The organism is Streptomyces purpureus (assembly GCF_014648195.1).
In the GTDB taxonomy this organism is placed as follows: Bacteria; Actinomycetota; Actinomycetes; order Streptomycetales; family Streptomycetaceae; genus Streptomyces; species Streptomyces purpureus.
Genome location: NZ_BMQQ01000007.1, coordinates 71,830 through 86,401, shown reverse-complemented (window position 1 = coordinate 86,401; position 14,572 = coordinate 71,830). Strand labels below are relative to the sequence as shown.

Below are 14,572 nucleotides of genomic sequence, written 5' to 3'. Positions count from 1 at the left end.
GCCCACTGTAACGTCTTTGAAAATCAAGGCGTTACGGGAGGGGTGGAAGGATGCCGGGTTCCCTGCGGCTGTACCTGGCGGTGGCGTTCCTCGCACGGTGCGCGGACGAGGGCATGGCGGTGGCGATGGCGCTGCTGACCCTGGAACGTACGGGCAGCGCCGCCGAGGGGGCGTTCGTCCTGACCGCGTGGATGGCTCCGCATGTGCTCGCCGCACCCCTGGCGGGCGCCCTCGCCGGACGTGTGCGGCGGCCCGCGCTCTTCCACGTACCGGCGCTGGCCGGATTCGCCGTGGCCGTCGTGGCGCTGGCGGCCCTGGCAGGACGGGCGCCCCTGCCGGTCGTCCTCGCCGTCGCGGTCGTCGGGGGCTGCTGCGGGCCGGTGGTCTCGGGGGGACTTTCCGGCCTGCTGGCCGCGCTGGTACCCGACGGCTCGTCACGTGACAGGGCGTACGCGCTTGATGCCACCGTCTACAACGCCGCGTCGGTCGCCGGGCCCGCGTTCGCCGGTCTGACGGCGGGGGCGGTCACACCGGCGGCATCGGCCGCGCTGCTGGGCGCCGGGGCCGCGGGGTCGGCGGTACTGGCGGCCGTGATGCTCCGGGGACAGGGTCACCCCGCGGCGACCGGCGCGCCCACGCTCGGCGCCGATCTCGCGGCCGGGCTCGCCGCCGTGTGGCGGGTCCGGGAGCTGCGGGCGATCACCGCCGCGACCACGCTCGCCTTCTTCGGTCTGGGCGGGCTCACCACCGTGGCGGTGCTGCTGAGCGCCGAGCGGGGGCGGCCGGGCGACGGCGGGTTCCTAATGACCGCGTTCGCCGTCGGGGCGCTGGTCGGTTCGGCCGCCGTCGCCCGCTGGTGGCCGGGCGCCCCGGCCCCGCGGCTGGCCGGTATCGGCCTGCTGGGCACCGGGTGCGCGCTGGGCGCGGCAGCGCTCGTGCCCGTACCGGCCCTGACCTGGGCGCTGTTCGCACTGGCGGGGCTGTGCGACGGGCCGCTGCTCGGCGCGACCCTGCGTATCCGGGCGGATCACGCGCCGGCGCGGCTACGGCCCCAGGTGTTCACGATAGGGGCCGGACTGAAGATCTCGGCCGCGGCGTGCGGGGCGGCGGCGGTGGGGCTGGCGGCCACGGCACCGCCGGCGCCACTGCTGTTCGCCGCCGCGGCGGTGCAGCTCGCCGCGGCGGTGCTGCACTTCCTGCTGCGGACGCCGCGCGGGCTCAGAGGCGTTCGAGCGGGTTGGCGGCGATACGCTCCGCGACTCCGCCGCGCACCAGCCCGGCGGCCGCGCAGTCGGGCTTGCGGGTGCCCTGGTCCCGAACGAGGTCGAGGAAGACGGCGCCGAAGCCGGCCCGGGGCAGGGCGCGCATCAGCTCGGCGGTGAACTCCGGGGCGAAGGCGTCGAGTCCGCCGCCCGAGACGTCGGCGGTGGTGCCGATCTGGAGGAGGTGGCTCTCCACGTCCTGCTCGGCCGGCACGTCGTCGCGCATGTGCAGCACGATCACCTCGGCCGCCCGGTCGCGCCGCTCCATCGGCCAGCCGAGCCCGGCGGTGAGCAGGCGCGCGGCGTGCCCGCCCGCCTCCTCGAAGGGCAGGGTGTGACTGTCGAACGGCGCGGTGAGCCCCAGGTCGTGCAGGAGCGCGGAGACGTAGAGCAGTTCCTCGTCGAAGTCGAGGCCGCGGTCCTGGGCGTAGGCGGCGCCGAAGAGGTAGGAGCGCAGGGAGTGGTGGAACAGCGCCTTGTCGGTGTACTCGGCGCACACCAGACGCGCCGCCTCGACGGCGGCACCCCCGGGCAGTCGTATGCCGGCGATGTCGGCGGCGCTGTGGGCGGCGGTCGTGTTCATGGTCCCTCCCCGGGGCCGCCGGATGTGGTCCTCGGAGTACGGGAGGCGGCCTCATGATCACCCTAGACGAGCGCGGGCGACGGCGGCGGCCCAGGCGTCTGCCGTGTGGCCGGCGCGCTGGCGGCGGAATGTCCTAGGCCGGTCGGCTCACTCCTGCCTGCGCATGACTCCGCTCTCTTCCTACGGTGACTGAATGTTCGTCATGTCTGCCGTCCGTCATACCGCCGGGGCCGCGGTGGCGCTGCTGCTTCTCCTCTCGCCTTCCCCCGCCGCCGCCGCCACCGTCGACGAGCCGACTCCGCCGAGCAGGGCGCGTTACGATCCGGCGCGGCTGTATGGCTCCGGGACGCAGGTGAACGCGCTGCCCGACGGGCCGGGTGAGCCGCCGGAGGTGTCGGCGCGGTCCTGGCTGGTGGCGGACGCGGGTAGCGGTGATGTGCTGGCCGCGCACGACGCGCACCGGCGGCTGCCGCCCGCGAGCACGCTGAAGGCGCTGTTCGCGGTGACGGCGCTGCCCGGGCTCGCCCCGTCGAAGCAGCACCGCGTCAGCGAGAAGGAGCTGGAGGACATCGGGCCCGGCTCCAGCCTGGTGGGCGTGCGGGCCGGGTACACATACCGCGTGTCGGACCTGTGGAACGGGGTCTTCCTCAGCTCCGGCAACGACGCCGTGCGTGTCCTGGCCGCGATGAGCGGTGGCTGGGAGGCGACGGTCCGGCGCATGCAGGAGAAGGCGAAGGCGCTGGGCGCCCATGACACCCGGGTGGTCTCGCCGGACGGGTACGACGCTCCGGGGCAGGTGTCCTCGGCGTACGACCTGGCGCTGTTCGGGCGGGAGGGCCTGCGCAACCCCGACTTCGTACGGTACGCGGGGACGGCGTACGCGAGGTTCCCGTCGGGCGGCTGGTCGTACGGCATCAAGAACACCAACCGGCTGCTGACCGGCGCCGACGGGGTCGACCGCTATCCGGGTCTGATCGGAGTCAAGAACGGCTACACCAGCGGGGCGGGCAGCACCCTGATCGCGGCGGCGCGGCGCAAGGGGCGCACGCTGGTGGTGACGGTGATGAATCCGCGCTGGGGCGGCTACCGCACGGTGTACGAGGAGGCCCGGGAGCTGCTCGACTGGGGTTTCGAGGCGGCGGGCCGGATCCGGCCGGTCGGCACCCTCGCCCCGGCCCCGCCACGGCCGGCGAAGGCCACCGAAGCCGCCAAGGCCGCCAAGGCGGTGAACGCGTCGGCCGCGCCCACGCCGCCCGTCACGGCCACGGCCGGGCGGGCCGAAGCGCTCGCGCCCTCGCCCACCACGCTGTCAGGGACGCAGGTCGTCGCCGGGCCGGATTCCTCGCCGGACGCGGGGCCTTCCGTGTCGCTCGTGTCGGCCGCGTGCGCGGGCGGCGCCCTGCTGTGGCTGGCCCGGCGGCGCGGTACGCGGGGCGGGTGGGGCGGCTGAGTCCGGCGCGCGGTCCGGTGGGCAGGGGTGTGCCCCGAGGCCGGGCCCCGGGGCACAGGGAATCAGGCACTGGTCAGGAGCCCAGCGAACGCTTGAGCTCTTCCTTGTTCATGGAGGAGCGGCCGTGGATGTTGCGGCGCTGGGCCTCGGCGTACAGCTGGTCGTACGTAGGGCCCTGACTGCCCTTGTGGGAGCGCTGTCCGCCGCGCTTGGAGGAGGACATGTCCTGCGTCGAGCTCTTGCTCGCCGTCTTGGACTCACCCGAGCGGGCTCGTTCCTTGTTCACCGTCCGCGCGGCGATCTCCTCGGCCCGCTTCTTGCTCTCCCCCCTGTCCAGGGCGCTTTCCTTGATGTGCTCGTACTGCCGTTCCCTCTTGGGGCTCGAACCGCGAGGCATGATCCCTCCTGGTGGTGCTTGGGTCTCCCCCCTTGTCCGGTCCCCCCAGCGTGCGGGTACCCGGCTCGCTCCCAGGTATGTGGAGGGAGCCGCGAGTAGAATCCAGAACGTGATCGCGTCTGCGTCGGGGCCCGCCGGGGCCGACGCCACGCGGACGGACCCGACGGTCGCGGGCCTGACCGCCGAGATCGGCCGTCTGCGCGGAGAGCTCACCCGGCGGCATCTGCTGGACCTGGCCACCGGGATCCTGGCGGCCCAGTTGGGCGCGTCTCCGGCGGAGGCCGGTCAGCATCTGGAGAGCCTGGTACGGGTGACCGGCCTGAGCCCCGAGGATCTCGCCGCGGACATCGTGAACGGTGTCGCCGGCACCCCCGACGCCGCTCCACCGGTCGACGGAGGCTCCCAGGGCCCGGTGGACGCGCGGCGGGCGCGGCGGGTGGCGACGGCCGCCGAGGCGCAGTCCACCGTCGACGAGGCGGCGGTGACGCTGCTGGAGGGCGGCCTGACGCCGCTGGGCGTACAGGGCCTGTGGCTGTGGCAACTCGCCGACAACGGATGCCTGCGGCTGGCCGGACGGGCCGGGGTGAGCGCCGCCGAGGCCGCGGTGTGGCAGTGGATTCCGCCGGTGGGCCCGACGCTTCTGCACGCGGTGGTGGCGGACGCCATGCCGCGCTGGCTGCCGTCGGGGCCGGGTCCGGATCAGGTGCTGCCGGGGCCAGGACCGCGCGCCGCGCGGGCCCTGCTGCCGCTGCGGGTCAAGGGCGCGCCGGTGGGCGTGGCGCTCGCCGTGTGGCCGGGGCCGGCCGAGCTGGACGAGGCGGTACGGCGGTCGCTGTCCGGTCTGGTCGAGGTGGCGGGCACGGTCCTGGACGCGGACGCCTCCGAGCCGCCCGCCGCCCCGGCGCTGGTGGACGTGCTGGACGCGCTGGCGCAGCCGGCGATGGTGCTGCGCGGGGACCCGGCGGCCACGGCCCTGACGGTGGAGCACGTGAACGAGGCGGCGCTCGGCGCGCTGGGCACGTCCCCGCCGGCCGGTCAGCCCCTCACGCTCGCGCTGCCCTTCGCCCACGCCGAACTGGCGCGGCTGGCGCGCCGGGCCCACGCGGCGCACCGGGTGCAGGACGCGGCCCGGCTGCCGAGGGTGCGGGAGGCCGGGGCGCCCGCGCCGCTGCTGGACGTACGGATCCTGCCGGCCGGGCCCGAGCGCACGGTGGTGCTGTGGCACGTCAGCAGCGACCGCGGTCTTTCCGCCGCGCGGGCCATGGGCCATCTGCAGGGTGTGGCCACCTTCCAGGACAACCTCTCCGGCGGCGGGACGGTGTGGTCGGCGTCGGCGTACCGCATCTTCGGCATCGATCCGCAGTCGCCGCCACTGCCGCTGCTCGCGCTGCGGCCCTGGGTCCATCCGGACGACGGCCAGGCGCTGACGGAGCTGCTGGAGTCGCTCACCGAGCGGCAGACGGGTGGCGTTTCGGTACTGAGGATCGTGCGCGACGACGGCACGACGCGGCATGTCCGGGTCGCCGCCGAGCCGCTGGTCGACAGGGGCGTGGTCACGGGCGTGACGGGCGTCTTCCAGGACGTGTCGGAGAACCGCCGTACGGAGGCGGCGCTGACGGCGACGTTCGACCAGCTCACGGCGGTGCAGAAGCAGGCGGCGGTCCGCCACCAGCTGGCCCTGCGGCTCCAGCAGGCGATCGTGCCGGAGACACCGGACCTGCGCAGGCTCCCCGGGCTGCTGGCGGCCGCCCGTTACCGGCCGGCGGTGCAGGAGTACCGGGTGGGCGGCGACTGGTACGACGTCCTGCCCGTCCCGGGCGACCGGGTCCTGATGGCGGTGGGTGACATCGCGGGACACGGCATCGAGTCGGCGACCGGCATGGTCGCGCTGCGCAACGCGCTGCGCGGCCTCGCCGTCACGGGGAGCGCCCCGGGGCGGCTCATGGAGTGGCTCAACGAGGTGACTCTGCACACCAGCGGCCATCCGACGGCGACGGCGGTGTGCGCGCTGTACGACCCGCGCGACCGGAGTCTGACCTGGTCCAGCGCGGGCCATCTCCCGCTGTTGCTGCTACGGGAGGGCCGGGCGCGGCTGCTGGAGACGCCGGGGGACGTTCTCCTGGGTGCCGTGCCGTCGGTGACGTACCGGGAGGTACGCACGCCGCTGCGGCCGGGCGACACGCTGCTGCTGTACACGGACGGGCTGATCGAGCGCCGGCAGGACGGGTTGGACGAGGGGCTGTCCCATCTGGTGGAGGTGGCCGAGAAGTTGAGCGGGTGCGCGATGCGCGAGCAGGTGGAGGGGCTGCTCACGGGGGCGGCCGGGGACACCGACGACGACACGAGCGTGGTCGCGATCCGCGTCCAGGACTGAGCCGTCCCGGCGGGAGGGCAGGCGCCGTTCAGTGGGGGCGGGGCGGGGCGCGGTGGGTGAGCCAGTGGTGGATCAGGCCCAGGAGGTGGTCGGCGTCGACGGGTTTGGCGACGTAGTCGCTGGCTCCGGCGGCGAGTGCCTTGGCGCGGTCGCCGGGCATCGCCTTCGCCGTGACGGTGATGATGGGGAGGTCGGCGAAGCGGGGCATGGCGCGGATCTCGGCGGTGGTGGCGTAGCCGTCCATGCCGGCCATCATCACGTCCATGACGACGAGGTCGACCTCGTCGTGGCGGGCGAGCAGGTCGATGCCGGCGCGGCCGCTGTCGGCGCGCAGGACGCGTAGGCCTTCCCGCTCCAGGACCTGGGTGAGGGCGAAGACGTTGCGGGGGTCGTCGTCGACGACGAGGACGGTCCGGCCCTCCGCCGTGGGGGCGCGGGCGCCGGGCGCGGCCGGGGCGAGCAGGTCGGCGGGGGCGGCGGGCGTGGACTCCTCGGCGCGTTCCCGCATCGGCAGGTAGAGGGTGAAGCGGCTGCCGTGTCCGACGGTGGACTCGGCGGTGATGACTCCGCCGAGGAGCCGGGCCACCTCGCGGCTGATGGAGAGGCCGAGACCGGTGCCGCCGTACTGCCTCGCGGTGGTGCCGTCGCCCTGCTGGAAGGCGCCGAAGACGCTCTCCAGCCGGTCCGGCGGGATGCCGACGCCGGTGTCGGTGACGTGGAAGGCGAGCACCGGCCCGGCATCGCGCAGGGCGGCGGGCAGTTCGTCGTCGGTGGCGCGGTGGACGGCGAGCTCGACCTGCCCCTGCTCGGTGAACTTGAGCGCGTTGGAGAGGAGGTTGCGCAGGACCTGGCGGAGCCGGGACTCGTCGGTGGTGAGTTCGCCGGGCAGGTCGGGCGCGGCCACCACCCGGAACTCCAGGTCGCGTTCGCCGGCGACGGGCCGGAACGTCGCCTCCAGGTAGTCCAGAAGCTGGTACAGCGGGAACGGTTCGGGCCGGATGTCCATCTTTCCGGCCTCGACCTTCGACAGGTCCAGGATGTCGTTGATCAGCTGGAGGAGGTCGGAGCCGGCGGAGTGGATGACCTCGGCGTAGTCGACCTGTTTGTCGGTCAGGTTGCCGTCCGGGTTCTGGGCGAGGAGCCGGGCGAGGATCAGCAGGCTGTTGAGCGGGGTGCGCAGTTCGTGGCTCATGTTGGCCAGGAACTCCGACTTGTACATGGAGGTGCGGGAGAGCTGCTGGGCGCGGGCCTCCAGCTCCTGGCGGGCCTGTTCGATCTCCAGGTTCTTGGACTCGATGTCGCGGTTGCGCTCGGCGAGCAGGGCCGCCTTCTCCTTCAGTTCGGCGTTGGAGCGGCGCAGTTCCTGCTGCTGCTCCTGCAGCTCCTGGGAGCGGGTGCGCAGTTCGGCGGTGAGGCGCTGGGAGCGGCCGAGGAGTTCGTCGGTGCGGACGTTGGCGATCAGGGAGCTGACGTTGACGCCGACGGTCTCGATGAAGCGGTCGAGGAAGTCGCGGTGGATGTCGGAGAAGGGGTGCAGGGCGGCGAGTTCCACGGCGCCGAGGACCTGGTCCTCGACGACGACGGGCAGCACGATCAGCTGGACCGGTTCGGCGGAGCCGGTGGCGGAGGCGATGGTGGCGTAGCCGGCCGGGACGTGGTCGACGACGATGGTGCGCCGGCTCCGCGCGGCCTGGCCGACCAGGGACTGGCCGAGGCGGAAGCGGCGGGGCGGGGTGCCCGGGTCGTCGGGTGAGCCGTAGGCGGCGGTCATGACGAGGACGGTGCCGTCGTCGTCCTCCTGGGCGAGGAAGAACGCGCCGTACTGGGCCGAGACCAGCGGCGGGACCTCGGTCATGATCAGCTCGGCGAGGGCGGGGAGGTTGCCGGTGCCCTGCATGAGGCCGGACACGCGCGCGAGGTTGGTCTTGAGCCAGTCCTGGGCCTCGTTGGCGCGGATGGTGGCCCGCAGGGACTCCACCATCGCGTTGATGTTGTCCTTGAGGTCGCCGACCTCGCCGGGCGCGTCGACGGTGATGGAGCGGGTGAGGTCGCCCTCGGCGACGGCGCTGGTCACCTCGGCGATCGCCCGGACCTGTCGGGTCAGGTTCCCGGCCAGTTCGTTGACGTTCTCGGTGAGCCGTTTCCACGTACCGGAGACGCCTTCGACCTCGGCCTGTCCCCCGAGCCGTCCTTCGCTGCCGACCTCGCGGGCGACTCTGGTGACCTCGGCGGCGAAGGACGACAACTGGTCGACCATGGTGTTGATCGTGGTCTTGAGTTCCAGGATCTCCCCGCGCGCGTCCACGTCGATCTTGCGGGTGAGGTCGCCGCGCGCGACGGAGGTGGTGACCTGGGCGATGTTGCGGACCTGGTTGGTGAGGTTGGTCGCCATGGAGTTGACGTTGTCGGTGAGGTCCTTCCAGGTGCCGGAGACGCCGCGTACGGTCGCCTGGCCGCCGAGCTTTCCCTCCGTGCCGACCTCGCGGGCGACGCGGGTGACCTCCTCGGCGAAGGAGGAGAGCCGGTCGACCATGGTGTTGATGGTCTCCTTGAGCTCCTGGATCTCGCCGCGCGCGTCGACCCTGATCTTCTGGGTGAGGTCGCCGCGGGCCACGGCGGTGGCGACCTGGGCGATGGAGCGGACCTGGGAAGTCAGGTTGTCGGCCATGGTGTTGACGCCGGAGGTCAGCTCCAGCCATACGCCCCGGACGCGCGGTTCCCTGGCGTGGCCGCCGAGCAGGCCCTGGCCGCCCACCTCGCGGGCGACCCGGGTCACCTCGGAGGTGACCAGGGACAGCTGGTCGACCATGCCGTTGTAGATGGTCGCGATCTCGCCGAGCAGCCCGCCGGCGTCGTCGGGAAGCCGGGCCGAGAGGTCTCCGTCACGTACCGCGGTCAGACCTGCCAGCAGCTTGCGCAGTCCTTCCTCGCCCAGTTCGGCGGAGGGGCCGCGGGCCGGCTGCCCGGGGTCGGGCGGGCGGGGATGCACGTCCATACGTCGCCTCGCGCTGTTATGACGCACGGTGTCGGTGCCGTCGCGGCGCGCCCCGAGGACGTGCTCGTACGGCTTCTCCACTCTGGCACGGCGGCTGCCGGTCGACATCCGGAGCCCCGGCGGGGTGCGCGAGCGCCCGCTCAGCGGGGCGCGGGCATCTCGAACCAGACGGCCTTTCCGGTGGCGCGGGGAGCCCATCCCCACCGGGTGGAGAGCCGTTGCAGCAGGTACAGGCCGTGCCCGGACGGAGCGGCGGCCCGGTGCCGGTGGGGCTGGGGCCGTACGGCGCTGGTGTCGCTGACCTGGATCCACAGCCGGCCGTCGGCGCGGTCGATCCGCAGCTCGTACGGGGAGCCACCGTGCGTACACGCGTTGGTGACGACCTCGGAGACCAGCAGCAGGACGTCCTCGGCGAGCGCCCGGTCCTCGGGCTCGGGCAGGACGCACCACTCCTCGATGACCTGGCGGGTCAGGTCCCGGCACGTCCCCACCACGCCGCGCCCGCCGTCCACCGGAAAGCGCCGGCTGTCGGTTCGGAAGCCCACCAGTTGTCCGCGATTCATACGGTGCCGCTTCCCAGGAACCGAGTTTCGAAGCACAAGAAAAAGCGTCAAAGCTCATCAAAAGGGAATCCTTGTGTCAGGACGCTCGGACGACGGACCCGCCCGCCGCGAGGCGGCGCAGGGCCCCCGACCCGTCGAAGGAGCATGATGTCCACACCCCGCCGCAACGCCGTCCCCGCACGCTCCCCCGCCGCGACCGACGCGCAGAAGGTGCGGCGCACCGCCCTGGACGGCCTGCCGGAGATCTCCCGACCCCGTGAGGTCGGTACGGACGACGCGCAGACGCTCTCCCTGGCGCTGTTCCGGCGGCTCGCCGAGCTGGAGGAGGGCGGCGCCGAGCACGCGTACGTGCGCAACACCCTGGTCGAGCTCAATCTCAGCCTGGTGAAGTTCGCCGCACGGCGGTTCAAGAGCCGGACCGAACCGATGGAGGACATCGTCCAGGTCGGCACGATCGGCCTGATCAAGGCGATCAACCGGTTCGACGTGGAGCGCGAGGTGGAGTTCGCGTCGTTCGCGCTGCCGACGATCGTCGGCGAGATGAAGAGGTTCTTCCGCGACACCAGCTGGGCCGTGCAAGTGCCGCGGCGCCTCCAGGAGCTGCGGATATCGCTGGCCAAGGCGCTGGACGTGCTGGAGCAGGAGCTGGGCCGACGCCCCACCACGGCCGAGCTCGCCGCGTATCTCCACGTCAGTGAGGAGGAGGTCGCGGAGGGTGAGCAGGCGGCCAACGGCTATGCGGCGCGGTCCCTGGACTCCCCGCTCGACGAGGACGAGCCCGCCACCAACACGGTCGTACGCCGCCTCGGCATGGAGGAGCGCGCCTTCGATCTGGTGGAGTCGCTGGAGTCCCTCAAGCCCCTCATCGCCCGGCTGGACGAGCGGGAGCGGACGATTCTGCGGCTGCGGTTCGGCGAGGAGCTGACCCAGTCGGAGATCGGGGCCCGGCTCGGCCTGTCCCAGATGCACATCTCCCGGCTGCTGGCCGGAATCCTGGAGCGGCTGCGGACCGGCCTGCTGGAGGATCCGCCGGACGACGGGGCTACCGGCCCGCCGGACGGTGCCCCGGCGCGCGCGAAGGCAGCGTGATCTCCAGCCAGACGACCTTGCCGCCGCCCTGCACCACCGACCCCCAGTCCTCGGCGAGCCGCTGGAGCACCATCAGACCGTGACCGCCCGGCAGGGAGGCGTCCCGTGGGGCGCGCGGCAGGGGCGGGGCGGGGTTGGCGTCCGCGACCTCCACCCGCAGCCGCCCGTCCCGGTGGCGCAGGACCATCTCCCTGGGCCCGCCCGCGTGCAGACAGGCGTTGGTCACCACCTCCGAGACCAGCAGCAGCACGTCCTCGACGCACTCCCGGTCCTCCTCGTCCACGGGCGGGGTCCACCCCCAGTCCGCGAGCGCCCGTGTGGTGAAGTCACGGCAGCGGGTCACCACTCCCTTGGTGCCGTACAGCGCCAGGCGGCGCGTCTGGCCCGCCTCGGGCTGCCTCTCCGTCATCGCCACCACGGCCTCTCTCACCGCTCATGGGGCGGCTGAGCCAACGCCTCGTCCAGGTCGGAGTGCACCCGGAAGACCGCGTGCGCGCCGGTGATCTCGAACATCCGCACCACCGGGGGCCGGAGCCCCGCCAGTTCCAGCGAGCCGCCCGCGTCCAGGGCGGCCAGCCGGGCCCGGAGCAGGACGTTCAGCCCGGTGGAGTCGCAGAACCGCAAAGAAGAGCAGTCCACGACGAGCCGGCCCGAGCCCGCGGAGATCTCCTCGTCCAGGGCGGCCCGCAGCGGCCCGGCGGTGTCGTGGTCCAGCTCGCCGTCCAGGGCGAGGACGACGGCGCCCGGGGCCTGGCGCACCGCGACGCGGAAGCGTCCCGGCCCTGCCGTGTCTCCGTCCCCCGGGTTCCCGGGCGTGCCCGGTGCGGCATCTGGTGCGCTCTCCGGTGCCATCGGTCCACCGCCTTCTTCGGATGGTCCTCGCGTAAGGATCCTGCCCCGGATCGGGCCCCCCTGCCCATCCGGTCTGCCCGACCGGTCTTCCCCTCCGGCCGCGGGGCGGTCACCGTCCTTTGCGGCCGGTGAGCGGGGTCGGGGGCGTCGGCGGCGGGCCGCCGGTCGTGGCCTGGGGCGCGTTCGGGGCGAGGCGGCCGACGGGGCGGCCCTTGCCGAGGTAGCGCTCGGCGGCGTACACCGCCTCGCGCGCGGTGCGCTCCCCCATGAGGACACACAGGGTGTAGGCCGTGTCCTCGAAGCGCCTGCGTACGGCGAGGTCGTGCGGTTTCGACAGCACCACACGTTCCTGCACCCGGTAGTGGTGCAGGAGCCGCTCGATGGTGGTCTTGTCGGGCAGCAGCATCAATGACCTCCTGACACGGGCCCGGAGCTTCCATCCTGCACGCGGGCACTCGCCTACGCGACCGGCGCGGTGACACGCGGTGACGGGCCGGACCGGGAGGGGGAGGCGGCTGGGCAGGGGCCGGGGCTACGCCGGGCGGGTGAGGGGCGGGAGCACGCCGGGAGCGGGGTGCACCGGTGGCCCCCCACGCGCGAGGCGTGGGAGGCCACCGACTGTGCCTGGTACGGCCGTCGCCGCGAGCGCGACGGCCGTGGCGCTACATCGACCTGGTCCCGCCGATGTCGCCCTGCTCGCTCTGCTCCTGCAGCTTGCGGGCCTTCTCCTGCAGCCTCTCCCGCTCACGCGGGTCGGTCGCACGCTCGGCCTGCTCGGTCAGCTGCTGGGCCTTCTGGCGCATCTGCTGGGCACGGTTCCGGGACTCGTCTGCAACGCTCATGGTCACTCCTTGTGACTAGGGGGAGCTGGTGCCCCTTCAGGCAACCAGCGCCCCGCCCCTCGCGCATCTTGAAGAGTCACGCTCCGCTACCGGCCCGCCAAAGAGGCCGATTCTTACAGGACCGGCAGGCCCGTGCGGCATGCCCCGAAGCTCACAGGGCCACGATCGTCGTCTCGGTCGCCTTGACACTGGTCCATACCTCGGTGCCGTCGGCGAGGCCGAGCTCGGCGGCGGCCTGCGGGGTGATCTCGGCGACCAGGTCGGGCGCCCGCTCCGAGGTGATCAGGACGCGCAGCCGGCTGCCGCTGGCCGTGATCTCCCGTACGGTGCCGGGCCAGACGTTGCGAGGGCTGCCGCCGGGCCGGTCGCGGTGGACCGAGACGGCCTCGGGGGCGATGATCGCGAGCGCGTCGGTACCGGCGGGCAGCGGGTCGGCGACGACCAGCACTCCCCCGCCCGGGAGGCTGAGGCCGTCCGCGGTGGCGGTGCCGGGCCAGGCGTTGCGGCCGAGCATCCGGGCCACCCACGGCGAACGGGGGTGGCGGGTCACCTCGGCGGGCGGCGCGTCCTGCAGGGCGCGGCCGTCGTCGAGGACGAGGACGCGGTCGGCGAGAGAGACCGCCTCGACCGGGTCGTGGGTGACGATCAGGCACACCCCGCCGAAACCGTCGAGGTGGGTGCGCAGGGTGTGGCGGACATGGGCGCGGGTGGTCTGGTCGAGGGCGGCAAGGGGTTCGTCGAGCAGCAGCAGCCGGGGCCGGGCGGCGAGCGCGCGGGCGAGGGCGACGCGCTGGGCCTGGCCGCCGGAGAGCTGGCCGGGGCGGCGGTCGGCGAGATGGCCGACGCCGAGCCTCTCCAGCCACTGCCGCGCGGTCCGCCGGGCCTCGGCGCGGGACACGCCGTGGGCGCGCAGCCCGTACGCGGTGTTGGCGAGGGCGCTCATGTGAGGGAACAGGGCGCCGTCCTGTGGGACCCAGGCGACCTGGCGGCGGTGCGGGGGCAGGTCGGTGACGTCGGTGCCGCCGAGCCGCAGCGCGGCGTGGGCGCGCGGGGTGAGGCCGAGCAGGGCGCGCAGCAGGGTGGTCTTTCCGGCGCCGTTGGGGCCGACGACGGCGATGGTGGTGCCTGGTTCGGCGTCCAGTGTGAGCTGGTTGAAGCCGGTGACCTCGGCGTGCAGGGGCCAGGACTGGCGCGGCGCCGGTACGGCGACGGGGGCGGCGGTTCCGGCCGGGGCGGGGGTTTCGGCGGGGGCCGGTTCGCCGTCGGGCGGCGTGGGCCTGGCGGCGTACGTACGGCCGGCGGGCGTGCCGGTCCAGCGGCCGCGCAGGGCGATGAGGACCAGCATCGCGATGGCGAGCAGCAGCAGGGAGACGGAGGTCGCGGCCTCCGGCTCCTCCTGGAGCAGCAGATACACCTGGAGCGGCAGGGTCTGGGTGGTGCCGGGGAGGTTGCCGGCGAAGGTGATGGTGGCGCCGAACTCGCCGAGCGCCCGGGCCCAGGTGAGGGCGGCTCCGGCGACCAGACCGGGGGCGACCATGGGCAGGGTGACGGTGAAGAAGACCCGTACCGGCGAGGCGCCGAGCGACGCGGCGGTCTCCTCGTAGCCCGGGCGCAGTCCGCCGAGCGCCCCTTCGAGGCTGATGACGAGGAACGGCATGGCGACGAAGGTCGCGGCGACGACGGCGCCGGAGGCGTGGAACGGCAGGGTCAGGCCGAAGGTGTCCTCAAGCCAGGGGCCGAGCAGTCCGCGCCGGCCGAAGGCGAGCAGCAGGGCGACGCCGCCGACGGTGGGCGGCAGGACCATGGGCAGCAGGACCAGGGAGCGAACGAACGCCTTGCCGGGGAAGTCGACCCGGGCCAGGAGCCAGGCCAGCGGCACGCCGAGCAGCAGGGAGAGCCCGAGGGCCCACACGGAGACGACCAGCGACAGCTTGAGGGCCTCGGTGGTGCCGGGGCTGCCGAGGTGGTCGGCGAGCTCGCTCCAGCGGGTACGGGCCAGGATGCCGATCAGCGGCAGCAGCAGGAAGGCGACGGCGAGCGCGGCGGGCACGGCGAGCATGACCGGGGTGCGGGGGCCGCGGGTGCGGCGGGCGGGGAGGCGGCTCATCGGTGGGTCCTGGGGTGGAGAGGGGCGGGGCTGCCCGGTCCCCCCGGGGCGGGCAGCC

Annotated in this window: 12 protein-coding genes and 1 pseudogene; 4 read left to right on the top strand and 9 right to left on the bottom strand. The window is 73.7% G+C overall.

What is annotated here, in order from left to right; translation table 11 throughout:
- The first annotated feature begins 50 nt into the window (after nucleotides 1-50).
- Entirely contained in the window at nucleotides 51-1,382 is a 1,332-nt protein-coding gene (locus IEZ01_RS11720) for an MFS transporter (RefSeq protein WP_229832893.1), read from the top strand.
- 67 nt (nucleotides 1,383-1,449) lie between these two features.
- Here the strand turns inward: IEZ01_RS11720 and IEZ01_RS34805 are convergent.
- Nucleotides 1,450-1,845, bottom strand: a pseudogene (locus IEZ01_RS34805) (HD domain-containing protein); the annotation flags it as partial.
- 193 nt (nucleotides 1,846-2,038) lie between these two features.
- Between IEZ01_RS34805 and IEZ01_RS11710 the strand changes: the two are divergent.
- Entirely contained in the window at nucleotides 2,039-3,295 is a 1,257-nt protein-coding gene (locus IEZ01_RS11710) for a D-alanyl-D-alanine carboxypeptidase family protein (RefSeq protein ID WP_189201545.1), read from the top strand.
- Between the two features lie 73 nt (nucleotides 3,296-3,368).
- Here the strand turns inward: IEZ01_RS11710 and IEZ01_RS11705 are convergent, their stop codons facing one another.
- On the bottom strand, nucleotides 3,369-3,692 hold the full coding sequence (locus IEZ01_RS11705) for a plasmid stabilization protein (protein WP_019884111.1): 324 nt from the start codon (nucleotides 3,690-3,692) through the stop codon (nucleotides 3,369-3,371).
- Between the two features lie 109 nt (nucleotides 3,693-3,801).
- Between IEZ01_RS11705 and IEZ01_RS11700 the strand changes: the two genes are divergently transcribed.
- Complete coding sequence (locus IEZ01_RS11700) at nucleotides 3,802-6,066, top strand: SpoIIE family protein phosphatase (RefSeq protein WP_019884112.1); 2,265 nt, start codon at nucleotides 3,802-3,804, stop codon at nucleotides 6,064-6,066.
- 28 nt (nucleotides 6,067-6,094) lie between these two features.
- On the opposite strand, the gene IEZ01_RS11695 is transcribed toward IEZ01_RS11700, so the two are convergent.
- Nucleotides 6,095-9,061 carry a hybrid sensor histidine kinase/response regulator gene (locus IEZ01_RS11695; protein WP_019884113.1) on the bottom strand — a complete coding sequence of 989 codons (2,967 nt, stop codon included), beginning with the start codon at nucleotides 9,059-9,061 and terminating at the stop codon, nucleotides 6,095-6,097.
- Nucleotides 9,062-9,201: 140 nt separating this feature from the next.
- A complete protein-coding gene (locus IEZ01_RS34800) occupies nucleotides 9,202-9,624 on the bottom strand; it encodes an ATP-binding protein (RefSeq protein ID WP_052185609.1) in 423 nt (140 codons plus the stop codon).
- 147 nt (nucleotides 9,625-9,771) lie between these two features.
- Between IEZ01_RS34800 and IEZ01_RS11690 the strand changes: the two genes are divergently transcribed.
- Nucleotides 9,772-10,713 carry a SigB/SigF/SigG family RNA polymerase sigma factor gene (locus tag IEZ01_RS11690; RefSeq protein ID WP_019884116.1) on the top strand — a complete coding sequence of 314 codons (942 nt, stop codon included), beginning with the start codon at nucleotides 9,772-9,774 and terminating at the stop codon, nucleotides 10,711-10,713.
- On the opposite strand, the gene IEZ01_RS11685 is transcribed toward IEZ01_RS11690, so the two are convergent.
- From IEZ01_RS11685 to IEZ01_RS11665, 5 genes are all read right to left on the bottom strand, one after another.
- A complete protein-coding gene (locus IEZ01_RS11685; RefSeq protein WP_189201535.1) occupies nucleotides 10,667-11,122 on the bottom strand; it encodes an ATP-binding protein in 456 nt (151 codons plus the stop codon). The two genes, IEZ01_RS11690 and IEZ01_RS11685, sit on opposite strands and share 47 nt — an antisense overlap.
- Before the next feature lie 17 nt (nucleotides 11,123-11,139).
- Nucleotides 11,140-11,565: an STAS domain-containing protein gene (locus IEZ01_RS11680; RefSeq protein WP_373287597.1), complete on the bottom strand. Its 426-nt coding sequence runs from the start codon at nucleotides 11,563-11,565 to the stop codon at nucleotides 11,140-11,142.
- A 109-nt stretch (nucleotides 11,566-11,674) separates the two neighbouring features.
- A complete protein-coding gene (locus IEZ01_RS11675; RefSeq protein WP_019884120.1) occupies nucleotides 11,675-11,971 on the bottom strand; it encodes a DUF5133 domain-containing protein in 297 nt (98 codons plus the stop codon).
- Between the two features lie 256 nt (nucleotides 11,972-12,227).
- A complete protein-coding gene (locus tag IEZ01_RS11670) occupies nucleotides 12,228-12,407 on the bottom strand; it encodes a DUF6381 family protein (protein WP_019884121.1) in 180 nt (59 codons plus the stop codon).
- A 151-nt stretch (nucleotides 12,408-12,558) separates the two neighbouring features.
- Entirely contained in the window at nucleotides 12,559-14,514 is a 1,956-nt protein-coding gene (locus IEZ01_RS11665) for an ABC transporter permease (RefSeq protein ID WP_189201533.1), read from the bottom strand.
- Nucleotides 14,515-14,572: the final 58 nt, after the last annotated feature.

Bases quoted from the DNA above. Each gene is read 5' to 3' on its own strand.
- IEZ01_RS11695 (WP_019884113.1), bottom strand. From the start codon at position 9,061: ATGGACGTGCATCCCCGCCCGCCCGACCCCGGGCAGCCGGCCCGCGGC.
- IEZ01_RS11680 (WP_373287597.1), bottom strand. From the start codon at position 11,565: ATGGCACCGGAGAGCGCACCAGATGCCGCACCGGGCACGCCCGGGAAC.
- IEZ01_RS11670 (WP_019884121.1), bottom strand. From the start codon at position 12,407: ATGAGCGTTGCAGACGAGTCCCGGAACCGTGCCCAGCAGATGCGCCAG.
- IEZ01_RS34800 (WP_052185609.1), bottom strand. From the start codon at position 9,624: ATGAATCGCGGACAACTGGTGGGCTTCCGAACCGACAGCCGGCGCTTT.
- IEZ01_RS11720 (WP_229832893.1), top strand. From the start codon at position 51: ATGCCGGGTTCCCTGCGGCTGTACCTGGCGGTGGCGTTCCTCGCACGG.
- IEZ01_RS11710 (WP_189201545.1), top strand. From the start codon at position 2,039: ATGTTCGTCATGTCTGCCGTCCGTCATACCGCCGGGGCCGCGGTGGCG.
- IEZ01_RS11705 (WP_019884111.1), bottom strand. From the start codon at position 3,692: ATGCCTCGCGGTTCGAGCCCCAAGAGGGAACGGCAGTACGAGCACATC.
- IEZ01_RS11690 (WP_019884116.1), top strand. From the start codon at position 9,772: ATGTCCACACCCCGCCGCAACGCCGTCCCCGCACGCTCCCCCGCCGCG.
- IEZ01_RS11665 (WP_189201533.1), bottom strand. From the start codon at position 14,514: ATGAGCCGCCTCCCCGCCCGCCGCACCCGCGGCCCCCGCACCCCGGTC.
- IEZ01_RS11675 (WP_019884120.1), bottom strand. From the start codon at position 11,971: ATGCTGCTGCCCGACAAGACCACCATCGAGCGGCTCCTGCACCACTAC.
- IEZ01_RS11685 (WP_189201535.1), bottom strand. From the start codon at position 11,122: ATGACGGAGAGGCAGCCCGAGGCGGGCCAGACGCGCCGCCTGGCGCTG.